General features: G+C 74.8%; 11 protein-coding genes. 8 read left to right on the forward strand and 3 right to left on the reverse strand.

Annotation, left to right across the window (positions count from 1 at the left end):
- The first annotated feature begins 116 nt into the window (after window positions 1-116).
- From BAW75_RS12560 to BAW75_RS12590, 7 genes are all read left to right on the forward strand, one after another.
- Window positions 117-18,062, forward strand: a complete 17,946-nt coding sequence (locus BAW75_RS12560; protein ID WP_244206103.1) for a DUF6531 domain-containing protein — start codon at window positions 117-119, stop codon at window positions 18,060-18,062.
- 78 nt (window positions 18,063-18,140) lie between these two features.
- Window positions 18,141-18,464 (forward strand): YrhB family protein, encoded by a 324-nt coding sequence (locus BAW75_RS12565; protein ID WP_064446314.1) that lies wholly within the window; start codon window positions 18,141-18,143, stop codon window positions 18,462-18,464.
- A gap of 64 nt (window positions 18,465-18,528) precedes the next feature.
- Complete coding sequence (locus BAW75_RS12570) at window positions 18,529-18,906, forward strand: hypothetical protein (protein WP_064446315.1); 378 nt, start codon at window positions 18,529-18,531, stop codon at window positions 18,904-18,906.
- The gene (locus BAW75_RS12575) at window positions 18,903-19,397 is read left to right on the forward strand and encodes a type VII secretion system-associated protein (protein ID WP_104113696.1); all 495 of its coding nucleotides are present in this window, start codon (window positions 18,903-18,905) and stop codon (window positions 19,395-19,397) included. Before BAW75_RS12570 ends, BAW75_RS12575 begins: the two co-directional genes overlap by 4 nt.
- Entirely contained in the window at window positions 19,394-20,317 is a 924-nt protein-coding gene (locus BAW75_RS12580; RefSeq protein WP_104113697.1) for a hypothetical protein, read from the forward strand. Before BAW75_RS12575 ends, BAW75_RS12580 begins: the two co-directional genes overlap by 4 nt.
- Before the next feature lie 122 nt (window positions 20,318-20,439).
- Window positions 20,440-21,372 (forward strand): hypothetical protein, encoded by a 933-nt coding sequence (locus tag BAW75_RS12585; protein WP_104113698.1) that lies wholly within the window; start codon window positions 20,440-20,442, stop codon window positions 21,370-21,372.
- Complete coding sequence (locus BAW75_RS12590) at window positions 21,369-22,271, forward strand: GlcNAc-transferase family protein (protein ID WP_064446318.1); 903 nt, start codon at window positions 21,369-21,371, stop codon at window positions 22,269-22,271. The genes BAW75_RS12585 and BAW75_RS12590 overlap by 4 nt, the downstream gene beginning before the upstream one ends.
- A gap of 15 nt (window positions 22,272-22,286) precedes the next feature.
- Here BAW75_RS12590 and BAW75_RS12595 read toward each other — a convergent pair whose 3' ends face one another.
- Together BAW75_RS12595 and BAW75_RS12600 are read right to left on the reverse strand one after the other, a co-directional pair.
- Window positions 22,287-22,703, reverse strand: a complete 417-nt coding sequence (locus tag BAW75_RS12595) for a hypothetical protein (protein ID WP_104113699.1) — start codon at window positions 22,701-22,703, stop codon at window positions 22,287-22,289.
- A 74-nt stretch (window positions 22,704-22,777) separates the two neighbouring features.
- Window positions 22,778-23,242: a hypothetical protein gene (locus BAW75_RS12600; protein ID WP_104113700.1), complete on the reverse strand. Its 465-nt coding sequence runs from the start codon at window positions 23,240-23,242 to the stop codon at window positions 22,778-22,780.
- 239 nt (window positions 23,243-23,481) lie between these two features.
- Here BAW75_RS12600 and BAW75_RS12605 point away from each other — a divergent pair, with 239 nt between their 5' ends.
- The gene (locus tag BAW75_RS12605) at window positions 23,482-24,339 is read left to right on the forward strand and encodes a hypothetical protein (protein ID WP_104113701.1); all 858 of its coding nucleotides are present in this window, start codon (window positions 23,482-23,484) and stop codon (window positions 24,337-24,339) included.
- A gap of 33 nt (window positions 24,340-24,372) precedes the next feature.
- Here BAW75_RS12605 and BAW75_RS12610 read toward each other — a convergent pair whose 3' ends face one another.
- The gene (locus tag BAW75_RS12610) at window positions 24,373-25,842 is read right to left on the reverse strand and encodes a class I adenylate-forming enzyme family protein (RefSeq protein ID WP_167435560.1); all 1,470 of its coding nucleotides are present in this window, start codon (window positions 25,840-25,842) and stop codon (window positions 24,373-24,375) included.
- Window positions 25,843-25,845: the final 3 nt, after the last annotated feature.

The raw sequence follows: 25,845 nt of genomic DNA on the forward strand, positions 1-25,845 counted from the left end.
CGCAACCACCGGCCAAACCCGGCCGCCCGCCCCGGCCGGCCGGAGCGCCGACCCGGAACACCGTCCCGCAGCGGGCGGACCTCTCCGCTGCCACGCTGCCGCCCCGGCAGCAGCCCGTGCCGACGGCGATCGGGCGAGCGCTCACCGACAAGTACCAGATGGTGCACGTCCTCGACCAGGGCTCCCCGGGCCTGGGCCACCAGGCGGCGACGGTCGCCATGCTCGACGGGCTGGCCGCGACCGGCTACCAGGGCACTGTGGTGCTGACCTACCCCAGCAACAAGACGCCGTACTACGCCGGGCAGCTCGGCCGGCAGGCCGACTTCGACAGCCCGGTGGGCTCGTACGACCTGTTCCACCGCGAGTGGACCGGTCGCCGGGGCGGGATGAACGTCGTCATGCGTCCGCAGCAGAAGCCCGTCGACCCGGGCGAGGGGCGGATACAGACGCCCGCCGACGACCTGCGCAAGGAGCGGGACTGGAAGGAGAGGCAGTGGCCCGGCGCCGGCGGCAGCGATCTGCCCGACTGGCGACGGGAGCTGCAGCCGTCGTTCCGGAAAGAGGCGGAGACCACCGCTCAGGAAGTCGGCCAGGGCCTGCGCCTCGACCTGGTCCGCGCCGAAACGCTACCTCCGGGCGCCGTCCTGATCGTCCTGCCGGCCGTGGACGCGAAGAACAGCGACGGCTCGGAGGTAAGCGGGGAGAAGAAGGAGGAGTGGTTCCAGGAGAACTGGGAGCGTGGGCTGCGCACCGCCCACAACGGCAAGCACGACGTGCTCACGCTCCAGCCGTTCCTGTGGGACAAGTTCCCCCGTCAGTTCCGCGGCGCGGACGGGACGGTCACGAATCTGGACGAGATCCTGCCCGGTGTGCCGACCTACCGTGGCCGGCCACCGGCCACCCCGCCGCCGGCCGCCGCCGAGGTAGTCAGGGCCACCGGCGTTCCCGGGGCCGACGCTCTCGCGAATCTGGTCGACGACCCGGGCACCGACGTGGTGCTCGTCTACTACGGCATGACCGAGGCCACTCCTGAGCACAGGGACGTGGTCGGCCGGCTTGCCGTCGCCGCCCGGCCCGGCCGGCCGACTGTCGTCCTGGTGGTCGGCGACGCCGGGCGGAGCTTCACGACAGGCAACCCCGACGTCCACGTCGCGGCGCTGCCCCGGGTCTCGCCGGAGCAGATGGCCGGGCTCCGTGACCGCGCCACGCTCGTGGTCACCGAGGGCGCCAACACCTGGCAGGAGTCCCTCGCGGCGGGCAAGCCCACGCTCTCGGTGACCGCGTCCGCGGGTGACACCCGGCCGTGGGAGCACGGGCCCGCGTCGGTCCGGACCGACTCCGGCGAAGGCCGCGACCGGCTATTGGCGGCGTCGGAGTACCTGCGGCACGGCGGCGATCCCGCCACCCTGCGGGACTTCGTCCAGGACGACGACGGCAGCGTCCGCACGTACTTCGACGGGTGGCAGCAGGCCCTCGGCCAGCGCGGCTCCGACCAGGTCGACCAGGCCCTCGCCACGGTCACCGGTCTGCCGTTGGACCCGGAGGCCCGCTCGCGTGAGGCCGCTCCGGGCGCGCCCCCGGTGGACACCACCGCCCGCACGGCCGGGACCCCGCCGGCCCGGCTCGACGTACCCAAGACCCGCGACGAGATCGCCCGGGCGCGCCACGAGCAGCGCGACACCGCGCCGCGGCGGGTCGCGAACACCAGCGCGTACGACGTCATCGTCCGCGACCCGAGTCCGGACACCCGGGTTCCGGACGTGGTCGCGCGCTCCTACGAGCGGGCCGGTCTGCCCCTTCCGGCGGCCGGCCGCCCCCGGCTGCGCCTCGAAGCGGTCGACAACCGGATCGCGTACGACCACCGGGTGCTCGACCTCGGCGACCGGAACGTGCAGGACTTCACGGTCAAGGTCTTCCTGGACGCGCGCGACGCCACGGCCGCCGCCGCCCGGGACGAGGTGGAGACCCGGGTGACCGAGGCGGTCGACCGGATCTACAACCAGGGCTTCCGCATCGGTGACCGCGACCAGCTGAACGTCACCGTGGAGTTCGTGACCCGGCCCGGCGAGGCGCACGCCGTCGTCGCGCTGCACGGCACTCCGTCGCCGACCACGCAGACCGCCTGGTCGACGCATTCGTCCGACCTGGACCTGGCGCACGAGATCGGGCACTTCCTGGGCCTGCGCGACGAGTACGCGATACCGGGCCGGGCCCTGGAGCGCGCGCTGGTCCGCGACGACAACTCGCTGATGGCGACCACCACGCCGCAGCCCGGCAACGAGCCGCGGCTGCTGGCCCGCGGCGTCGAGCGGATCGCCGGCCTGCGGCACGACGTGCTCTCGCCCGATCGCGGCGCGCTGCCGCCACGGACGCGGCCGGCCCGGTTCGAGCCGGTACGGGTGCCCGGCGGCCGCAACGCGCGGTTCGACGAGCTGACCGGGCACACCCGCGACGTCGACCCGGGCAACTACCGGCAGGCGACGATCGACCTGAAGGCCGAGGCGGCGCCGATCGGGTTCGTCGTCAACTCGATGCTCCCGGCCGCCGACGTCGACCAGATCCCCGAGGTGGTGCGTGCCGTCACCGAGGGCCTCGCCCCGGGCACCCGGGTCGCGTTCGTCTTCGGCGTCAACACCACCGCCGAGGTGCCGGACCTGGCGTTCCGGGACGCTGTCGCCCGGGCCGCCCGGCTCGCCGAGAGCCTCGACGCGCCGGTGGCGGTGAACGGCTACGCGGTCGGCACGAAGAACGACAAGTTCCCGTACGGCCGCACCCGCAACCAGGTGCTGCGCGATCCCGACACGGTGGCCGCGATCCGGGGCCTCGCGCAGGGCGGCCCGGACGGCGCGGACCGCCGCTACCCGTACGTCTCGATCCAGGACTTCGACCGGGGCGCCCGTACGGTCGCCGACGGCACCCACGTCTTCGACCGCGTCGACCGGGCGACCCGGTTCGACCCGGAGGCGACCGGGCAGCAGGCGGACTCCCCGGCCCGGCCCTTGATGATCTCCGGCGGTTACCGGGTCGGCGACGCCGCGGATCTGGTCCGGCGGACCCGGGAACGGCTGGAACGACGCGCCCGCGACCACGAGGCGAGGATCGCCGAACTCGCCACGCGCGACGACCGGGAGGCGCGCAAGGAACTCGGGATCGAGCGACAGAAGCTGGCCGCCGTCCACGGCGGGCTCGGCAAGCTCGCCACCGAGGCCGGGCAGGAGAAGTTCGTCCGGGACTTCGCCACGGCCGTGGACGAGGACATGCGCTCCCGGGACCGGCAGGCCACCGTCCACCCCATGCTCCCGTACTCGCCGGAGCCGAACCTCTTCGTCGACGGCCTGCTCGTCCTCGGCCGGCCCGAGGTCCGGTTCGGTGACGCGGGCGCCGAGTTCCTCCTGCTGGCCGAGAGCCTGCACCAGGCGTACGGCGACGAGCTGGCCGTCGCCCACGGCGCGGCGACGCCGGCCGGCCTGCCCCCGGACGTCCTCACCACCGATGTCCAGGTCGAGTCGCAGAACAACAGGCACCCCGACCGCGACCTGGGGTTCATGACGGACTTCGTGGGCGCCGCCACGCCCACCGACCTGTCCCGGCTGGCGGCCGACTTCGCCGCCGGCAACTTCCTGCCCCAGTCGCACGCCGTGCCCACGAACGCCAACCGGCAGCTGTTCTACACCGAGGGCACCGGCTTCAAGGAGTACCGGGCCGAGCTGCGCAAGCCCGACAGAGCCGCCGGCAAGCCGTACGCCGCCCCCACCGACGTGACGCCCCGCCGTGCCGGGGTGGCGCGTGCCCCGGGCGAGCCGCCGCGCACGTGGCAGGAGTCGCTGACGCCGGAGCAGCTCCAGCAGCTCGGCGCGCAGCCGCACAACCGGCTCGTCACCACCGTCTCGCTGCCGCCGCCCGGGTCCGGTCCCGCGCCGGAGCCGAGCGGCGAGTTCACCGTCGACCCCGACCTGGACCCGTCGAAGCCGGCCCGGACCGTGGGCCTGCCGACCAGCCAGCGCCTCGTCGCCGCGCACCTGGTCGCCACGTCCAACGACTCCGGGACCATCCAGCAGGAGTTCGCCGCCGCCACCGCCATCGCCGATCGTGGTGGGCTCAGCCGGCAGCCCGGCTCCCTCTACGACGCCATCGCGGCCGGGCTGCCGGGCGCCGATGCGAACACCCTGCGGATCGACACCCTGCGGGCGGGCCGGGACACGATCGTGCTGGACGACGCCGCCGCGATGCGGCAGCAGCGCCCGTACGACAACGGGCACTTCGTGCGGGCGGCCCTCGAACCCGACCCCGGCACGCAGCGCCGCGGCGCCCCGATCGACGACGCCGAACGGCAGCGGATCGGCAACGCGCACGACGTGGTCGAGTTCGCCGCCGCCCGGGGCAGCCGGGTGCACCTCACCGTGCACGACGGGGCGGGCGGCCCGGTCCGGGAGTATCAGGTGCGCGGCGCCAAGCCGCAGGGCCGGCTGGCGCTGGTCCGCACGATCGACGCGTGGGGCGGGGTCACCTACGCGCCGTACGTGCCCCCGCCGCCCCCGGCGGCTGACACCGGCGACGACAGCGACAGCGAGTCCGGCGACTTCGGGATGTTCGGCGACGACGGCCTCGCCACGTTCGCGCCGACCGCCACCACGACAACGACCACGACCACGACCACGAGCGCCACGACCGGCGGCGCCGTCGACTCCGGCCTGGTGTTCGCCGCGCCCGACGACCGCGCCACCAGGTCCACCGCCCGGGACTTCCCGGACCGGCCCGACCGCTACCACGTGTTCGGACACGGCGAGACGGACGCGATCCGGGTCGGCGACGCCCGGATCACCCCGGCGCAGCTCGCCGCGCGCATCCGCGAGGACCACGACCGCTGGCAGGGACGCCCGATCGTCCTGATCGTCTGCGACAGCGGCACCGACCGCCGGGACGGCTTCGCCGCGCAGCTCGCCCGCGAACTGCCCGGCACCAGGATCATCGCGCCTGGCGGCGTGGTGTGGGCCGGGTCGACCGGACACGCGATCGTCACCGGCAGCGACAGTCGCGGCCCGGACGGCGAAGCGCTCACCCCGCCGACCGGTGACACCCGGTTCGTCGAGTTCGAGGCGTCACCCACCGACCCCGCCCGGCTCACCGTCACCGAGTTGTCGCACGTGCTCGACGCGTACACCCCGGTCGGTCAGGTCGACCCCGACCGGACGGCTCGGTCCGTCGCGCAGCTCTCCGCCTGGGCGCGGTCCGACGCCACCGAGGTCGAGACCCGGACCCGGCCGGCGCTCGACGCGCTCGCTCCGGCCCTCGACGACGCCACCCGGGCCGACGCCACGCACCGGCGCGCCGCCGGGCTGCACCGCGACGCGGCGAACCGGGTGGCCGACCTGTCGGAGAGCCAGCTCCAGCTCGACCAGCGCGCCGACGAGGCACCGAAGCTGGCGCGGGCCGGCGTCGACGCGGCGGCCCGGGCCGGGGACACGGCCGACGCGCGGCGGCTGCGCGAGATCGCCGGCCGGACCGAGGAGCACATCCGCGACCGGGACGCCGGGGTACGCGCCTCGCTCGCCGCCTCGGCCGCCGAGGTGGCGACCGTACGCGACCTGCGCGACGACGCCGCGTGGGCGCAGTCGACGGCGGCGCGCGCCGACGCGGACCTGCGGTTCCTGCGGGAGCGGCACGACCGGCTCGCCGCCCTGCGGGCCGAGACCCGGCACTGGGCGGACCAGGCCGCCCGGGCGGCCGCCGACGCCACCGCGGCGCTCGGCCTCCCGCCCGGCCCACGACGGGACCTGGCGCTCGCGGACGCGCTGCTGCGGGCGTACCCGGCGGTCAACGCGACCGCGCGGCGACGCGCCGACCTCGACCGGATCACCGCCGAGCTGGCCCCGCTCGGTGACCTGCCCACCGCGGTCCGGGACCGGCGCGACATCGCCGCCCAGGCCGAGCGCCTGGTCGCCGACGTGGCGTCCCGGGCGCCCGGGGCGTACGCCGCGCACACGGCCGCGCTGTCGCACATGGACGAGGCCCACGACTCGCTGACCGGGTCGGAGGAGCGACTCAACGACGTCTACGACCTGGCCGAGCGGCTCGGCGTGCCGCCCCGGACCCCGTCGCCCGCGCCGGCCGACGCGCCGGACGCGACGACGCCGCAGGACGACGCCGACTCCGACCTGGAACCGCCCGCCGACCTGCTGGTGGAGACCGCACCGGCGGGGCTGGCGCCGTTCTCTGCGCCGGAGGCCGGCACCGACGCGGCCACGACGGGCGAGGCGACCCCGGCCGAAGCCGGCCCGGAACAGATCGGCACGGCGCTGACCACCGAGGGCGAGGCGGCGCTGCCGTCACCCGAGGCGGTGCGCCGCCGCCTGCCCGCCTACCTGCGGGACAGCCGCACCCTCGGCCTCGCCGAGCAGCTACGGGCCACCCGGGACGCGGCGCTCGGCGCGGCGCTGCGGACCCTCGACCCCCGCCTGCCGGCCGACGTCGTCGCCGCGGTGGAGGCCGACAGCCGCGACGACATCGACCAGTGCCTCGGCGCGGGCCGCCCCTACCCGGTCACGGTCGGCGGCCGCCCCGCCGAACTGGTGGTGACCGCCGTCCTCGACTGGGACCGGCTGACGGTCGACCGGGTGCACGACGACCCGCGCAAGGTCACCACGAAGACCCGGGAGAACCTCACCCACACGCTGCGGCACACCCGGGACCGGCACGTCGAGCCGAAGGCGACTGTCACCGCGCTGCCGGGCGTGATCGTCGGCGCGGGCGGCTCGGTGCCGACGGCGCCCACCACCGAACACTCCACCGCCCACAAGAGCACCTACACGTCCACCACCACGGTCAAGGTCAGCGACCTGGCCGAAGTGACAGTGCCGATCCGCTTCGTCGCCCGGCTCGTCCGGCCCGGCCGCCCCGACACCGGACCGGTCCAGGCCGCCGGCACCGTCGCTCTCGCCGTACCGACCGGGTTGCGTCCGGTCGGCGCGACCGCGCCGTCGGCCGCGGGCCCGGCGCTCGACGGACCGGTGCCGGCCCGGTTCGCGGTGGAGAGCGTACGCAGCCGCCCGGCCGATCCGGGCGCCACGTTCTTCGAGCAGGTCGAGGCGATCCTCGCCGAGGACGGCATGGGCGACCTGGTCCGCATCGGCGCGCCCGGCCGTCCGGCCGTGCAGAAGCTGCTCAGCGACGCGGCGTTCGCCGGCAAGCTGCCGACGACGGTCGTCACCGACCCGGCGAACCGGCACGACGGCTGGGTCCGGTCCGGTTCGCTGCCGCGCGGCGCGCGCACCGGCTGGCGGCGCTTCTTCCCGGGCCGCAGCCAGCAGGTCGAGGTGCGCCTGGTCGCCGTCCGCGTCGAGCAGGTGGAGAGCGTCGACGGCATCACGCACGTCGACACGTCCGCGCTCGCCGCCGAGAGCACCGGCGGCGCCACCGCCAAGCGGCTGTGGGGTGTCTGGGGCACCGCCGGTCCCGGTGTGGACGCAGGGCCGCTCAGCCTGGTCGTCGCGCCCCGGGTCGGCGGCAGCCGGGAGTCCGGCGTCAGCCGGACGATCACCGAGCGGACCGGCGCAAAGCAGACCGTGACGGGCACCGCTCCCGCCGTGCGGTACCGCGTCGAGTACGGCGTCCAGGTGCGCGTCCTGGGCCGGCCGCCGCGGATGCTGGCCGGCTCCGTCGAGGCGCTCCAGTGGACCACCCGCGACCGGCTGCCGGGCACCGCGCTCGACCCGGGCGGCCGGGAATGGCACGGACGGCGCGGCGCCGCCCGGACCCACTTCGCGCCGGCCCGCATCGAGCGGGGCGAGTCGTTCGGCGGCGCGTACCTGACCCGGTTCGGCGACCAGGGGCTCTACGAGACGGTCGCCGAAGCGGTGCGGTCGGTGCCCGGTCACGACCGGTTCCGCCTGGCCACCCGGGACGAGATGCTGCGGCACTTCGACGACCCGCGGCTCGCCGACGGGCTGACCCCGCAACTGCAGGCGGCGCTGAGCCGCGACGCGGACCTGCGTACCCAGCTCTCCCCCGACCAGCTGCGCCACCTGGCGGACCGGATCGTCGGCCCCGGGCTGAAGATCCCGCTGATCCGCACCGGCACGTTCCACGACCACGTCACTGTGGTGACCATCCGGGGCACCCTCGGCGACGTGTCCGACGGCGACCTGCTCGACCACGACAAGGTCGGCGCCGACGCCAAACAGGACGCCCGGTCCACTGTGACCGGCGGGCGCGACCGCAGCACGTCGGCCGAGATCAGCCTGGAGCCGCGCATCCTCGGCCCGCTCGGCCAGGCCGCCTCGGCGATGCACGGCGGCCCCCGCGCCGCCGTCACCTGGAGCGCCGCCGACGAGAGCGCGATCACCGGCCGGCAGGCCGCCGAGAGCAGCCACGGACCGGCGCTCGACGACAAGGGCAAGCCCACCGGGGTACGGCTGCGCCAGTTCGCCGCCACCCTCGACCTCACCGTCACGACCCGGTCCAGCGTGCGGGTCAACCAGGCGGGCCGGCAGCTGTCCGTCGGGGCGTACGGCCGGGACGTGCCCACCGTCGTCGCGACGTCCGAGCAGCGCCCCCGCACCCACCGCCTCGACGTGCGCATGCTCGTTCCCGAGACGCGGGTCTCCCGGCAGCGCCCCGCTCCCGAGCCCGGCCCCGCCGTCCGGGACGAGCAGACCATCGCGTACCCGCCGCCGCTGAGCCGGATGACCGGCGGACCGCACGACCTCGACGGACGCCGGGTGGAGTCCTTCGTCGGCGCCGGCCGGCTGCAGGAAGCCGTGGTCGACACGCTGCACGAGGCCAGCGGCGACGACATCTACACCGCCGAGGACGGCCGGATCTCCACAGTCGTCGCGGACGAGCTGTCGCCGGAGCGCCTCACCGGTGACGCCGAGCTGTTCAGCCGGCCGCTGGCGCTGAGCAACCTGTGGCACGGCCGCCGGGCCGCGGACGCCCGCGCCGACGTGCGGGTACGGCTGCGACCGACGAACCCGGTGGTGCTCGACGACGCGGACGAGTTCGCCCGGATCAAGCGGACCTTCGCCAGCGGCACCGCGCGCAAGACCACGCACGGACGCTCGGTCGAGCTGAGTCTCTCCGCGACCGGCGTCGCCACGGTGAGCGGGCCGGCCGCCGACCACGGCGGCAGCACCGGCCGGCCGGCGGGCGCCGTCGTCCTGTCCGTCACGCCGTGGCGGCGCGCCTGGGGCCGGATCAGCGAGCGCAGCGTCTCGGGCATCTCGAAGCTGCGCGTCGGCGGCCGGCCCGAACGCGAGCTGCTGGTGCGGGTCGACGTGGAGGCGGAGGTGGTCGCCGAGGCGCGGCACGACACCAACCTGCTTCCGCTGGGCCTCTGGCCCGCCTCCCCGGCCCGCCGCGCCGGCCGGCGGCTCACCCTGCCGGGCGCTGTCGTCATGCGGATGACGCCGGCGGAGCTGAAGCGGCTCCAGGACCGCGACCGGGCCCGCCGGCACCGGAGCGCCGACGTGCGGCTGCAACTGCGGCACGCCGAGAACGCCGAGACGGTCCGCGCCGACCAGCGCGAGCAGCGCGCCCGGATGGCGCGGGCGCAGGCCACCGAGCGCGGGAAACTGCTGCGGCGGCAGCACACCGAACGCCGCGACGCCTCCGACTACGTCGACCGGGTACGCCGGCGCCGCGAGGTCGGCGAGGCGGAGCGGCGGCTCGTCGACCAGTCCTTCGCCGCGCTGCAGGAGCGGCACCGGCGCGAGCTCGCCGAGCTGACCGCGACGCACGACGAGGCCACGCAGGCGCTGCTTCAGGCGCAGGAGCGCCAGCGGGCCGTACAGGCCGAGCACCAGCGGCGCGAACGCGAGCTCGTCCGGCAGGAACAGCAGCGGCAGGACGAGGCCGCGGCCGACCCCGGCACCCCGGACGACGGGGAACAACCCGCGTTCCGGCCCGGACCGCAACGCTCGTTCGGCATCGGCGGCGCCACCACCCACGTCGACCTCACCGACCGCATCCCGCACCTGCGGCGGGCCCTGGCCCGGGCGGCCGGCGAGGAACTCGCCCAGGCGATCCTGCCGTCCACCCAGGACCGCAGCCCGTTCGACCCGGTACGCGGGCTCGGCAGCTCCGGTTTCCTCGGCGCCGCCCACCTGCACCTGGCCGACGCGCTCAACGGCGGCCGGAGCGAGCCGATCCGGGTGGAGCGGCGCTTCCGGGGCTCCACCTACCACGTCACGCTCACCGCCGAGCCGATGGGCGAGCCGAGCTTCACCGGCATCGAGGTGGTCGACGAGCTGTCGGTCACCGACCGCTCGGTCGTCGGCGAGGCGCACACCCGCACCACCTCCCGGACGGCGGCGCAGGTGACGCTGACCGCGCGGGCGCAGGGCACCGAGACCGAACGGGTCGAGGACGACGCCACCCGGACCACCGGGCACGGCCCGGCCTCCGGCACCGTCGCCGCCGGTCTCACCGGCACCGCCGCCCTCGACAACCGGGCCACCAAGGCGACCGAACGCGCCGGCCGCACGTACGAACAGACGCTCACCGTCTCCGGGCCGGTGCCGACGTTCCGCGGGGCGGTCCGGCTGACCATGACCGTCACCGGCAAGGGGCTGCCCGAGGACGGCGTGTCGATCCGGGCCGTCCGCGACGTCACCACGTACTCGGCCACGCCGGGCCGGTCGCAGGCCGTCTCCGAGCCGGTCACGGCGGTACCCGCCGGGCAGACCACCGATGCGGGGCGGCAGGTGTGGCGCGCCGCCACCGGCTTCGATCCGCTGCCCGAGCCGGGCCGCTTCGCCGTCGAGGACGTCCTGGTCCGCCTGCCCGACCTGCACGAGGCGGCCCGGCAGGCGCTCGTCGCCTCGGGCGTCGAACCCGGCCGCGACGTCACCGCAGCGCTGCGCGACGCCCTGACCGTCACCCGGATGAAGGCGCTGCCGGCCATGCTGGCCGGCGCGTTCCCGCTGCCGATGCCGGCCCGGCTGGGCCGCGACCTGTTCCTCGACGCCCGCCTGGTGGCCCGCCCGAAGCTGCTGCGCGCGGACGCCACCGTGAAGATCGGCGGCTCGGCGAAGCGCAGCGCCGACACCGAGTACGAGCAGACCAGCGCTCATTCGTTCGCGCTGAGGACGGCCGGGCCGCTGGTCGTCTGCGGCGTCGGTCATCCGGGCGGCGCGAGCAAGGTCGGCGAGCGGGACGCCTTCAACGCGGTGAACGCCGCGACCCTCGTCGAGCAGCAGCTCTACCGCACCGACCCGGCCCGCCAGGTGAAGGACGAGGGCAAGGTCGCCGTCAGCACGACCGGCAAGCCGACCCGGCGCACCGACCCGGACGACAAGCTCACCGCGGCGGTGGAGTACGACGTCGAGTTCCGCTTCGTGGCGCGTTCCCGCGACGCCGCCGGCAAGCACCGGGGCGGCGCCGAGGTCCGGGTGCCGGGCGGCTACGTGGTCCGGCTGGACGAGGAGGCGGCCCGCACCGTCACCGGCCGGGACCTCCCCCCGGGGCTGCGCGCGTCCGCGCTCGCCGTCGCCGACGCGGCGAAGACGCTGTCCGAGACGACGGCCCGCCGGGACGGCCTGACGTCCCGGGCCGACGCGGACCCGGAGGACGTCGCCGCCGCCGAGCGGGCCGTGACGGACGCCGAGCGCGCCTGGTGGGACGCCCACCACGCGCACGAGGCCGAGGTGACCCGGCCGCCGGAGCCGGTCCCGCCGGAGGACGTGCCGGCCGAGGACGTCGCCACGCCGACCGCGCAGACGCCGCTCGTCGGCGACCCGGTCGACGTCGCCACCGGCCGGGTGATCTACACCGAGGTGGACGCCCGGCTCCCCGGGCTCACGCTGGAGCGGACCCACCGATCCGACTACCGCCAGGGCCGCTGCTTCGGCCCGGCCTGGGCCTCCACGCTGGACCAGCGCGTCGTCACCGACGCCACGCACGCGCGGTTCCTGGCCGCCGACGGCTCCGTCCACACGTACCCGCTGCCCGCCGAGGGCGACGAGGCCCGGCCGGTCCTGGGCCCGGGCGGGCCGCTGCGCCGGCTGACCGGCGGCGGCTGGCTGCTCACCGAGCCGGGCCGGCGGCTGCTGTTCGATCCGGCCACCGGGCACGGTGACTCCTGGCTCAGCGACGTGGTCAGCGACGACGTCGGGTGGCACGTCGAACGCGCCGCCGACGGCACCCCCGAGCTGCTGACCTCGACCTCCGGCGTGGTCGTGGTGCCGCACCTGGCCGGTGGCCTGGTCGTCGGCGCGCACGTACGGGCAGCCGGCGACACCGCCGCCGAGGCGCTCCACCTGCCCACCTTCGGCTACGACGACCGGCGGCACCTGGTCGAGGTACGCAACTCCTCCGGCCACGCCACGCGGCTGCGCTACGACGAGGCGGGCCGGCTGGTGCGCTGGCAGGACCGCAACGGCGAGTGGTTCGGCTACGACTACGACGAGGCGGGCCGCTGCGTGCGGGCCGGCGGCGCCGGTGACTGGCTGCGCTACCGCCTGCGGTACGACGACGGCGTCACGTCCGTGACGAACTCGCTGGGCCAGGTGACCCGGTACGAGATCAACGAACGCCGCCAGGTCACCGCGATCGTCGACCCGCTGGGCGCTACCACCCGGCAGGAGTGGGACGCGGCGAACCGGCTGCTGTCGCGCACCGACCCGCTCGGGCGCGTCACCCGGTTCGACCACGACGCGCGCACGGTCACCCTGCCGGACGGCTCGACCCACCGGGTCCCGCCGCCCCGGCCCGCGCCCGCGGGCGGCATCGAGTTCGACGCGCTCGGACGGGTCCGGGCGACCCGGGCCCCGGACCGGGCGGTCACGACGTACGGCTGGACCGCCGAGGGGGACCTCGCGTGGCGGGTCCGCCCGGACGGCTCCACGCAACGGTGGTTCTACGACGGTGAAGGGAATCTGGTGGACGTCATCGACGCCTCAGGAAGGGCGGTGAGCTTCGAGTACGGCCCCTTCGATCTACCCACGGCCCGGGTGGATCAGGCGGGGAACCGCACCGAGTTCACGTACGACACGGAACTACGGCTCGTCGGGGTGACGAATCCGGCGGGCCGGACGTGGCGCTACGAGTACGACGCGGCCGGCCGCCTGTGCGGGCAGACCGACTTCGACGGCCGTACCCAGCGCTACGAGCACGACGACGCGGGACAGCTGATCGCGCACACCGACGCCGCCGGCACCGTCACCCACTACCGCTGGGACGCGCTGGGCCGGGTCGTCGAACGCCGGGTCGGTGACGCCGTCACCCGCGTCGAGTACGACGCCGACGGCCACGTCGCGGCCGTGCTCAGCCCGGACGCGCAGGTGCGGTTCACCCGGGACGCCGAGGGCCGGGTGCTGTCCGAGACGATCAACGGCCGGACGGTGCACACGTCGTACACCGATTCCGGCGCGGTCGCGACGCGCACCACGCCGTCGGGCCGGTCGAGCCGGTGGACGTTCGACGCCGCCGGCCGCCCGGAGCGCCTGACCGCCGGGGAGCACCTGCTCGGCTTCACGCACGACGACGCCGGCCGGGAGATCGGCCGGACCGTCGGCGGCCTGGTCGCGCTGCGGCAGACCTTCGACGCGGCGGGCCGGCTCACCGGGCAGCACATCGCCGACGCCGCCGAGCGCCGCTACAGCTACGACGCCGCCGACCGGGTCACCGCGATCGCCGACTCGCTCGCCGGTGACCAGTCCTTCACCGCCGACGACACCGGCCGCATCCGGGCCGTCGACGGGGACGTCCCGCAGCGGTACGACTACGACGAGGCCGGCAACCTGGTCGGCGCCGGTGGTGGACGCTGGGAGTTCACCGGCACGATGCTGGTGCGCTCCGACGACGCGACGTTCTCCTACGACGCGAAGGGACGCCTCACCGGCCGGGTCGACGCCGCTGGCGCGTGGCGCTTCGAGTGGGACGCCGAGGACCGGCTGGTGCTGGCCGTCACCCCCGGCGGCGACCGCTGGCGCTACCGCTACGACGGCTTCGGCCGGCGCATCGCCAAGCAGCGCCTCGGTGACGGCGACCGGGTGCTGGAGGAGGTGTGCTTCGCCTGGTCCGGCGACCTGATGCTGGAGCAGACGCACCGCGACGTCACCGGCGCGACCACCACGACCACGTGGGACTACCGGCCGGACGCGCCGGTGCCGGTCGCGCAGACCGACGGCGGCACGCTCCGCGCGGTGATCACCGACAGCATCGGCACCCCGACCCACCTGGTCGAGCCGGTCGGCGGGCTGCGCTGGTGGTCGCGGGGTGACCTGTGGGGACGCGGCGCGGACCGCACCGTGACGCCGCTGGCCTTCCCCGGCCAGTACGTCGACGCCGAGACCGGCCTGCACTACAACCGGTTCCGCTACTACGACCCGGCGACCGGCCGGTACGTCAGCCCCGACCCGCTCGGTCTGACCGGCGGCCCGAACCCGACGGCGTACGTCGCCGACCCGCTGACCGTGGCCGACCCGCTGGGTCTGACCAGTTGCACGCCGGCCCCGGCTACGCCCCACCCGATGGCCGCGGTGGAGCCGGCGCTCGCCGTTCCCTCCGCGCAGACGCCCAGCAGCCTGCCCACGACCGCGGCGCCGCCCCCGCCGAGCGCGCTGTACGGCATGCCGGTCTGGGTGCGGGAGACCAGGCGCAACGCGGACGGCACCGTCACCCACGTGTACGTGGAGCGCGACACCCCGTCGCCGCCGCCGTTGAGCACACCGGTCGGTCAGGTCACCGCGCAGGCCCAGGCCTGGTTCGACACCGTCGGTTTCGCCCCGCAGACGGCGCTGGCCGACACGTCCTCGACGGCGCACCAGAGCTTCGAGAGCATCCGCGCCGACATGTACGCGCGGACCGGTCACCGCCCGCGTACCGGTCCCCGCAGCAACCGCGAGGGTCACTTCAACGAGCCGATGATCGGCAGCCGCCCGTACAACCATGCGGACGGGACGAGCGGCCTCGGCGACCGGATCGGCGCGGAGTCCGACGGCGGCCGCCGTACCGCCGGCCAGATCGCGAACTACCTGCGCGGCTTCACCGCCCTGGAGTCCATCGAGAGCACCGCCGGGCGGGAGTTCGCCACAGTTGTCGCGTTCGCCGAGCAGGCCCGTGGCTACCGCCAGGAGCGGCACGAGGCGGCGAACGCGCTCCAGGAGATCCACTCACTGGCCCGGAGCGGGCGCGCACGGCGCTACTGGGGGGACGTCGGTCACTGGTACGGCCCCGCCCGTCGTGGCTACGCCAGCGAGGAGGACTACGTACCGCCGTCGGAGCGCCCCCGGCCAGATCAGCTGATCACCGGTGAACGCCGGCCGCAGCGGACCGCGGCCCGCACGTTGGCGGTCGACGGCGAGCCCAGCGGCAGCCGCGACCGCAGCGACAGGTCACGCAGCCCGCGGGACCGGAGCCGTCCCGGCGGCAGCAGCCACCGGCGCGGCGGTGGCCAGGCGTACGGCTTCCAGGGGCCGCAGAGCGCTCCCGCGAGCCTCGGCGCCGCCTCCGCCACGCCGTCGGCGGACACCACGACGCCGCTGGCCGAGCAACTGGCAGCCGCGCAGGGTGACCCGGCGGCGCAGTCCCGGATCCTCGACACCTTCCGGGACGCGCTGTCCCGCGACGTCCCGCTGAGCAACGGGTCGACGCTGCGGATCCTGGCGGCCAACTCGCACGGCGGCACCGCGAACACCGCCGCCGACCTGGCGACGCTCGACGACGCTGACCGGGGGCACCTGCGGCAGATCCACCAGGGCCGGGACGCGGCCAACCAGAACGACTGCGTCACGCTCACGATGGCCGTGGACAGCTACAAGCAGTCCGGGCTGATCACCCAGATCCCGCCGCAGACGCACCCGAGAGCGCTCAGCGACATCCAGAAGCAGTACCCGGGCCGCACCACCGAGGAGGTCGGCACCCTCCAGGGCCTGATGGACGCGCTCGGCGCCATGCCGAACGGCACCAACGGCATCGTCGGCTTCCGCACCGACGGCCCCGGCGCCGTCGGCCACGTGGTCAACGTGTCGAAGGACTCGCAGGGCCGCGTGACGTTCGAGGACTCGCAGGTGCCGGGCCTGGCCACGCTGCCGCAGATCGGCCCGGACGGCTCCGTCGTCCTGATCCGGACCAGCGACCCGCAGCCGGCCCCGTCCTCGGACGTGGACATGGCCTCGGTCCGCGACACCGACTCCGACGTCGACATGACCTCGGTCCGCGACACCGACTCCGACGTCGACATGGCCGACTTCTCGCCGACCACCGAGACGTTCGCGGGTGTGGCGCCCGAGGAGGTGGCGAAGACCACCGCGCAGACGCCCACCGTGGGTGACCCGATCGACGTCACCACCGGGCGGATGATCCTCACCCACACCGACGCGGTCCTGCCGGGCCTCACGCTGGAGCGGACCTACCGCTCCGACTACCGGTGGGGCCGGTCGTTCGGCCGGGCCTGGGCCTCCACGCTGGACCAGCGGATCATCGTCGACGGCGAGCAGGTCCGCTACCTGGCCGCCGACGGCTCGCTGCTCACCTACCCGCTGCCCGCCGAGGGCGAGGTGGCGCAGCCGGAGACCGGCCGGACGCTGCCGCTGCGCCGGCTGGTGGGCGGCGGCTGGCTGCTGACCGATCCGACGTCCGGCCGCAGCCTGCTGTTCGCCGCGGCGTCGGACACCGAGTCGCTGCTCACCGACGTCACCGACGGCGGCGTCAGCTGGACGATCCAGCGCGACCGCCGGGGTACGCCGACGCAGCTGCTGTCGTCGACCGGGGCCACCATCGCGTTCACCTCGTCCGCCGGGCTGATCACGATGGTCTCCCTGCCCAACGCGGCCGGTGACCTCATGGCGGCGTCGCGGTTCGGCTACGACGGTGACCTGAACCTGATCGAGGTGACGAACTCCTCGGGCGACCCCGAGCGCTTCACGTACGCCGACGGGCGGCTCGTGCGCTGGGAGGACCGCAACGGCGAGTGGTACACGTACACCTACGACGAGGCCGGCCGGTGCGTCGCCACCGACGGCAAGGGCGGCTACCTGCGCTACCGGTTCGACTACCAGCCGGGCCGCACCGTGGTGACCGACTCGCTCGGCGCGGTGCGCGTCTACGAGCTCAACGACCGCTTCCAGGTGGTCGCCGAGACCGACGCGCTGGGCGCGACCACGCGCAACGTCTGGGACGAGGCGTACCGCCTGCGGTCCACGACCGACCCGCTGGGCCGCACCACCTCCAGCGAGTACGACGCGCTCGGGCGGCTGGTCGCGGTCACCCGGCCGGACGGCAGCCGGTCCACCACCACGTACGACGACCTCGGTCGTGCGGTGTCCTGGACCGACTTCGACGGGAGCACCCGCAACCGTCAGTTCGGCCCGGACGGCCTGATGGTCGCCGAGGTGGACGCCGCAGGCGAGGTGGTCCGGTACGAGCAGCCGGCCGCCGACGGCCGGGGCACGACCACGCACGTCGGCCCGACGGCTGTCGTGCGCAACCCCGCCCGGCAGATCACGTCGGTGAGCACCGGGCAGGGCGAGACGGAGTACATCTATGACGCGCTCGGCCGCCTGTTCAGCATCGAGGACGACAACGGTCTCACCGAGTTCGGCTGGACGCTGGAGGGCGACCTGGCCTGGCGGGAGAACCCGGACGGCTCGGTCGAGGAGTTCCGCTACGACGGCGAGGGCAACCTGGTCGAGTGGGTTGACGCCACCGGCCGCCGGACGATCCGCGAGTACGGCGCGTTCGACCTGGTCACGGCCGAGATCGACGACGAGGGCAACCGCACCGAGTACGCGTACGACACCGAGCTGCGGCTGGTCCGGGTCACCAACCCGGCGGGCGCGACGTGGACGTACACGTACGACCCGAACGGCCGGATGGTGTCCGAGACCGACTTCGACGGCCGCACCCAGCGGTACGTCTACGACGCCGCCGGGCAGCTCGTCGAGCGCACCGACGCGGCCGGCGCTGTCACGCACTACGCGTACGACCTGCTCGGCCGGGTCGTGGAACGGCGCACCGGCGAGGCGGTGACGCGGTTCGCGTACGACGCGGCGGGCCGGGTCGTCCCCGCCGGGGACGACGACTCGCAGATGCGGCTGGAGCGTGACCCCGTACCCCGGCGCTGACCCACCGCCCGCCCCGGCCGTCACCGCGGCCGGGGCGGGCACCCTGCCCGACCACCATCGACAGACAAGGACAATCTGATGGACGCCGACGACGCCCGCACCCGGGCGCAGGACGCGCTGCGCCGGCTGGAGAACCCGGCGCAGCCGCTGACGCTGCTCGCCCCGGACGCCCCGGCCGAGTACGCCTGGTGCTGGGTGTACCCGTTCAACACGGTCCGGGCCACCGAGACCGGCAGCATCATGGACACGCTCGCGGTGGGCCCGCTCGTGGTGCCGAAGAACGGCGCCGAGCCCTGGGTGGCCCCGTCCGGCCCGCCGCTGGAGCGCTGGCTCAACGAGTACGCCGCACGCGAGGGGCTGCCCCCGGTGCCGGTTCCGGCCGCGCCGGACCCGTTCGCCTGAGCCCGGACGGTCCGCCGCGACCGGCACGACTGTCGCGGCGGACCGCCCGCCACCTGGAGGAACCATGACGGACCGGCCTTCCCCGCCCGGACCACCGCTGGCTGATCTGCTGCACCGGATGATGCGCGGCGACGAACCGGTGGAGCGGATCGGGTCGGCGCTGCGCGACGCCCGGCTCGACCTCGCGATGAACGGCGACGGCCGGCCGCTGGTCGTGCGCTCCTTCGACGACATGCCCTGCGTGGTGGTGGCCACCTCGGCGGCCACGCGCGCGGACACGTTCGCCCCGCTGTGGCGCCCGGTCGAGCTGGCCGAGCTCGCCGAACTGCTGCCCGACGGCATCGACCTGCTCGTCGACCCGGACGGTCCCGAGCCGGTACGGCTGGCCGCCGCGATCGTCTGGCACGCCCTGCTGCCCGCCGACGAGGAGGCCGCCGGGTGAGCGACGCCGAGTTCCTTCTGCTGCTCGATCCGGAGTGGACCGACGGCGAGGACGACGAGCCGCCGTTCGAGGCGGTCGTCGGGATGTGGCCGGTCGGCCCGGACGGCGAGGTCGGCCGGTTCCGGAGCAACCCGGAGTACCGTCCCCGCTTCCCGGACTCCCCCACCGACCCGGCCGACGCCCTGCTGCGCCTGACCGCGGCGGGCGAGGCCGAGCCGGCGGACCTGCTCGCGGTCCTGCGGGACGCCACGTTCCACCTGGCGACGAACGGCGACGGGCGGCCACTCGTCGTGCCCGATCCCGAGGACGGGAGCTGCATAGTGGTCACCACGAGCGCGGCGCACCGGGAGCGGGTGCCGGCGCCCGGCTGGTGGCTGCTCGACCTGACGGAACTGGCCACCGCGGCCGGCGCGTACGACGCGCTGGTCAACCCGGGCGGCCCGGCGCCGGCCCGCCTGTCCGCCGCCTTCCTGCGCGAGGCGGCGCCGTGAGCGCCGGGACGCTGCACCTGCTCCTGCTGCGCGCCGCGGGCCGCATCCCGGACGACGACCTCGTCGCACTGCGCGCGCTGCTCGCCGACGGCGACCGCGGCGCCTGCGCGGCCCGGCTGCTCGGCGCGTTCCCGCAGTCCGCGGCGGAGATCACGGCGCTGGCCGCGCTGCTGCCACCGGAGACACCGTTGCCGCCGGACCCGGCGGCCGACGAGGACGTGGACACCGAGCCGCGCACCCCGTTCGTCCCGTTCCCGCCGGCCGACCTGCCGCTGTACGCGACCGCCGCGCCGCTCGTCGTGGACGAGACCGCGGGCGGAAACGTGGACGACCTCGACCGGGCCCTGCTCGACGTGCTGGACCCGGCGCACACCGCCGGGGTGTGGCGCTGCTGGCGGATCACCGCCGGGCCGGGCGACACGGCGAGCGCCGTGCGCGTCTACCTGGTCGAGGCGACACTGCCCGACGACGAGCTGCCCGACGTCGCCGACCGGGGACAGCGGGCGCTCGGCGCCGCCGGTCACGCCGTGCCGGTCGAGGTCTACCGGCCCGGCCTGCCGCTGCCCGCGTACCAGTGGGCGGCCCGGTCCCGGTCGGCGCTGATCTGGGCCCCGCGGCCACCCGGCGAGGTCCGGGTGGCGGCCGACGGAGACGGGCGGCTCCCACTGGACGACGACGAGATCGCGCCGTTCGTCACCTACCTGCGGTCCGCCCCCGCGCTGACCGAGCGCCTGCGCACCGACGGCGCGTGGATCTGGCCGGCCGACCTGGCCGACCGGGTGCTCGACGAGGGCGCGCTGGCCGACGAGGGCCTGCGCCGGCACCTGCGGCTGCGCCGGGCCGAGCCGGGGCCGCCGGCCGACGCGGTCGCCGTGCACCGGGCGCTCGCCGCTCTGGTACGCGCCGGCTGGCCGCGCTGATGCACGAACGGCTTCGGTCGGGGTGTCCTTAGGGCACGACCGTCCGGCCGGACCGGCGCCCACGGCACCCGGCGTGGTCGAATGCGCCGAGCGCCGCCGACGAGGACGCGAGGAGGCCGGGAATGACGGAGCAGGAGCAGCTGCACATCGCGCTGCTGCGCCTCGGCGGGCAGGTCCCCGACGCGATGCTGGCCGAGGCACGGCTGCGGCTCGCCGACACCGGCACGGTGGCCCTGCCCGAGCCGCCCGCGGACCTCGACCTGGCGTTCACGTTCGCCTCGGCCGTACCCGATCCGCGTGTCTTCGGTGGACGGGTGCCGCCGCTGGCGGACCTCACCGGCCGCGAGGGCCTGATGGACGACACCGACCGGGACGCCGTCGCGGCGGTCCGGCGGCAGCCCGACGCCGTGGCGCTGTGGCGCGCGTGGCGGATCGCCCCGGAGTGGGCGGCCTCGGTGATCCCGCCCGCGCCGGTGTACGTGCTGGAGGCGAACGGGCCGCAGGCGGTGACGACGGCGAACGTGATGCGGGCGCTCGCCGGGGCCGGGCTCACCGCGCCGCTGGTCGAGGTGTACCGCTCCGGTGACAAGCTTCCGCCGTACGCCGCGGCGGCCCGCGCATCCGGCGCGCTGCTCTGGGCCGACCGGGACGCCGAGCCACTGCGGATCGCCCGGGTCCACGACGAGGTGGACGACGACGGGGCCCGCTTCGCGCCCGACCGGGAGCGGCTGTCGGGCCCGGAACTGGCCCGGGTGGCCGCGTACCTCGACGCGGGCACCCCGGTGCTGGCCACCACCGCGCGGGGACCGGACGTGGTCCGGCCCGAACGCGGCCGGGTCGTGCCGATGACCTACCGCACGGACGGCCGCTGGCTGTGGCCCGAGTCGGTCGCCTACTACCTGCAGGCGTACGGGCTGGCGCCGGAACCGGACCTGCTGGCCCACATCCGCTCGCGCGGGGATCTGCTGCCGGTCACCGATCCCGCCGACGAGCACCGCGCGCTGGCCCTGCTGTTCCAGTCGTACGCCCTCGTGCCGGCGGCGCCGGACGCATGACGATCTTCGTGGCGATCGCGTCGTACCGGGACCGGGAACTGGTGCCGACGGTGCTGGACTGCCTGGCGAAGGCGGCGCGCCCACAGGACGTCCGCGTCGCGGTCTGCTGGCAGCACCTCGGCGACGAGGACATCTCCGCCATCCGGGACCTGCCCGGCGTGGACGTCCAGGAGTACGACGCCCGCGACAGCCGGGGCGCCTGCTGGGCACGCGACCAGACGTTCCAGCGGTACCGCGGTGAGGACTGGCTGTTGCAGGTCGACAGCCACACCCGGTTCGCGCCGGACTGGGACACGCGGCTGATCCGGATGGCGCGGGAGACCGGCGCGGCGAAGCCGGTCCTGACCGCGTACCCGGCGAGTTACGAGCCCGAGCGGGAGTTCACCGGCGACGGCGTGCCGGCCGAGATCGTGGTCACCGACTGGACGGCGTTCGGCATACCGGTCTTCGGTCAGCGTCCCATCGAGGGTGCGGCGCCCGGCGTACCACCCAAGCCGGCGCTGTTCCTGGCCGCCGGTTTCCTCTTCGCGCCCGGCTCGTTCGCCGTCGAGGTGCCGTACGACCCGGGCATCTACTTCCACGGTGAGGAGATCACCCTGGCGTTGCGCGCCTACACGTGGGGCTACGACCTGTTCCATCCCACCGAGGTGCTGGCGTGGCACTACTACATCCGCCAGGACAAGCCGCGGCACTGGAGCGACCACGTCGAGTCCGACTGGGCCCGCTACGAGGAGCTGAGCCGCCGGCGGGTGCTCTACATGCTGCACACGCCGCCGGTCGACCGGCTCGGCATCGGCCCGGTACGCACGCTGCGGCAGTTCGTGGAACACACCGGCTGCAACTTCACCCGGCGCACCTGGACCGACATGCTGGCCCAGGAACTCGTGCTGCTCTTCTGACATTCCGTCGGCCGGCTACCGGGCGAGCCGGTTCCGTTCGTAGTGGCCTGTGAAGTCGAAGAAGCGCAGCCCGTCCACAGTCGCGTCGGCAGCGATCTGCTCCGCCGTCCAGACATGGTCGGAGTAGTCGTCCATCGCGACGCCGCCCCGACCGAGCAGCGTCAACGTCAGGCGACGGACCTCCACCGTCCCGTCGACCCGGCCAGAGACGTCGACCTGCACCGCCCACCTCGGCCGGTCACCGCGGGCGCGGCTCAGGGCCCGCACCGCCGCCGGCTCCCAGTCCGCGTACAGGTGCTCGTCCTCGTCGGTCAGATCCGGGTACAGGCATCCGTCCACCAGCCACGGATGTCTCTGATCCGGCGACAGCCGGTCGAGCAGGGCGACGACGGCGGCCTGCGCCATGGCCGGGAAGACGAAGACGGTACGCACGCCACGAGCGTCGCACGCCGCAGCCGATCCGACAGCGCCCCGCCACTGCGACCTGCCGGCGTGCGGGCAGGCGTTCAGCCGTTGCTGGGACTGGAGATCCCGCGCCTCGCGAAGGACTCGGCGACCTCGTCGAAGGCCGCGACGGCCAGCTCCGGCCGCGCGGCGGCCTCGGCCAACGGCAGCTCCGCCTGAGGGTCGTAGCCGGACAGACCGGTGACCGCTTCGACGACCGCGCCGAGCCGGTGCACCGCCGCGACGACGGCCCGGGCGTCACCGCCCCGGTACCAGTACGGCACGGTGACACTGACCTCGTCCGCGTAGTAGCTGACCTGGACGCCGGTCGGCTCGTGCGTCAGCTCGTAGTTGTCGGCCCCCTCGAACACGGAGACCTCACCGAGCACCTGCCGCGCCGCCGCCACGATCCCGTTCCACGCCTCGGCGCGCGGACACTCGTCGCTGTCGGCCTCCGCCGCCGCCTCCAGAGCGTCCTCCCAGGACTGGTCGTCGCCTCGGGGTACGAAGATCAGGTCATAGCTCATGACGAAGGACCGTACATCCAGGCGCTTTGATTCTCCGGTGGGCAGCCGCCCACGAACTTCCGGCTGGTGCGATATGGCGCAGCCGAACCGAGCCAACGCTTCTCCGGCAGGCCGCATCGCTGTTCCAGCTTCCATTGACGTCGGTCGACAAGTAACGTGAGGTATCGATCAAATCGCATTGAGTAACGTTCCGGCCGTGCCGCGACCCGGGCCTGCCGGATGAGCGAGGTGGCCCCGACATGGACGCCGACAGGCACAACCCTCGTTGCGCGAAGGCTGAAAAACATCGCTGCGTCTGCAGCGAGTGCGGCGGCTCTCAGCACGGCGTGCAGGGATGGCTCGACCTCGTCAACCAGGACGATGCAGGCCGTCGAGGGCGACGGGAGTTCTTCGAGAACAAGCTGTCCTGGACGCAGGATCGGTCACAGCGCGCGCAGAAGGACCGCGTCAACAGGGAGGTCGCCACCGACCTCGCGCGCGTCGACATCGCAGACTGGCTCGCCACCACCCCACCTCCGCACGCCGGGGGCGAGACCGAGGCTTACCCGTCCCCCGCCGAGCAGGTGACCGCGCTCGCCGAAGAGATGGCGCGCGGAGCATGGCGGGAGATCACACCGGAGCTCGATCGCGCCGCCGCAGATGCCCGGGGCGTCAGGCGCGACCTCACCCACCACGGCTGGTGTGACCTCTTCATCGCCATGGCCCGAGTCGTCGAGGCGACCCGGCGCGGCTTCGACAGCATCCCCGGTCAGGTGAAGCACATGATCCTGCGCTCGCCGTTGCAGGCCGGCCGGCCGAACGTCACCGAAGCCGTCGTCGGCCTGATCGTCGACAAGGCGTGGCGCGGGTTCCAGGTGGCGGCATTCTCCGGCGTACCGTTGCTCGACCTCATCTCCAACGAAGAAGCCTTGCGGGCCCTGCGGATCCTCGCGGTGTTCATCTGCCCCGCGCCGGCACAACACCCCGCGGTACGGCAGCATGCGCTGACACCACTCGGAGAAGACGCCACCAAGATCCTCACCGACCGGACCAGGGCCCGGCTCGCCGAACTGTTCACCGACCCGCCACCCGACGGCGTTGCCCTGACAGGCGGATGACGGGCCGTACTCCCGGCTGCGGAACGCGACACCTCACTCCGCGCCATGGACGACCGCGCTGTCGCCGACGACACGCTGCCGGGTCAGGCGGCGGGAGAGCTTGCCGTGCCCCGACTTGGGCAGGTCGTCGAGCACCACGATCCGCTTCGGCACCTTGTAGCGCGGCAGGTGGTCGCGGCAGTGGGCGATCAGCGCGGCCGGCGGGTCGGCGGGAGCGGGCTGCCGCAGTGCCACCGCGGCGACCACCGCCTCGCCCCACCGTCCGTCGGGCGCGCCGAACACCGCCACCTCGCGCACGCTCGGGTGTTCGCCGAGCACGTGCTCGACCTCGGTCGGGAACACGTTGTAGCCGCCGGAGATGATCATGTCGTCGCGCCGGTCGACCAGATAGAGGTAGCCGTCCTCGTACCGGCCGAGGTCGCCGGTGAGGAACCAGCCGTCCCGGAGCCGCTCGGCCCAGGCATCCGGCTGACGCCAGTAGCCGGACGCCAGCCACGGCGTGCAGAGGGCGAGTTGTCCGACCTCGCCGGGCGGCACCTCGCGCATGTCGTCGTCGACGATGCGCGTCTGCACGCCCCACGGGTGTTCCCGCCCGCACGAGGTCAGCAGATGCGCGGCGCCGGCCATCGCCCGCTCGTGGTCGGCCGTGTCCAGCACCGTCACCGGAGCCGGCGCCTCCGTCGAGCCGTACACCGACGCCACGACCGGGCCGAGCCGCTCGTGTGCCCGCCGCACCAGCGACGGTGACGCCGGGGCCGACGAGTACACCACCTGCCGCAACGACGACAGGTCGCCGCCGGCGGCGCCGTCCACGAGGTCCTGGAGCACCGTCGGCACCAGCAGCATGTGGGTCACGCCGTACCGCTCGATCGCGGCGGCGACCGGACCGGGCTTGGGCGACTCGGCGATCACCACCCGTCCACCGGCGACCAGGGCGGACTCCACCAGCCGCCCGGCGGCGTGGCTCATCGGCGTGGTGACCAGGACGACCTGGTCCGGCCCCGCCTTCGTCACGGCGGCCCAGGCCCCCATCGCCCCGGCCGTGCTGTCAAAGCTGTGCACGACGCCCTTGGGCCGGCCGGACGAGCCGGACGTGAACAGGACCTGGGAGACAGCGCCCGGCGGCACGTCCACCGGGGCCTCACCGCCGTGATCGCCGGGCGGGCCGGGGTCGGCTGCGTCGAGCACGGCCACCGGCTCCACGGTCTCCTCGATGTAGTGGCGTTCCCCAGCGGAGAGCACCCCCAGCACCGGCACGTACGCAGCCCCCCGCCAGGCCGCCGCCAGCACCGCCTCCAGGTAGCCGTACGTGTTGGCCTGCCGGACGAGGACGCGGTCGCCGGGGCCGACACCGGCCCGGGCCAGCGTGGCGGCACGCCGGGCCACCCGGTCGGCCAGTTCCCGCCAGGTCAGCTCGACGTCCCGGGCCGGATCCGCGACCGCCGGCCGGTCCGGGAACAGCAGCGCGGCGCGCCGCAGGCAATGGGCGTACGGATGCAGCACGTT

The organism is Micromonospora chalcea, from assembly GCF_002926165.1.
GTDB lineage: Bacteria > Actinomycetota > Actinomycetes > Mycobacteriales > Micromonosporaceae > Micromonospora > Micromonospora chalcea.

Bases quoted from the DNA above. Each gene is read 5' to 3' on its own strand.
- BAW75_RS12605 (WP_104113701.1), top strand. From the start codon at position 23,482: ATGGACGCCGACAGGCACAACCCTCGTTGCGCGAAGGCTGAAAAACAT.
- BAW75_RS12570 (WP_064446315.1), top strand. From the start codon at position 18,529: ATGACGGACCGGCCTTCCCCGCCCGGACCACCGCTGGCTGATCTGCTG.
- BAW75_RS12565 (WP_064446314.1), top strand. From the start codon at position 18,141: ATGGACGCCGACGACGCCCGCACCCGGGCGCAGGACGCGCTGCGCCGG.
- BAW75_RS12590 (WP_064446318.1), top strand. From the start codon at position 21,369: ATGACGATCTTCGTGGCGATCGCGTCGTACCGGGACCGGGAACTGGTG.
- BAW75_RS12600 (WP_104113700.1), bottom strand. From the start codon at position 23,242: ATGAGCTATGACCTGATCTTCGTACCCCGAGGCGACGACCAGTCCTGG.
- BAW75_RS12585 (WP_104113698.1), top strand. From the start codon at position 20,440: ATGACGGAGCAGGAGCAGCTGCACATCGCGCTGCTGCGCCTCGGCGGG.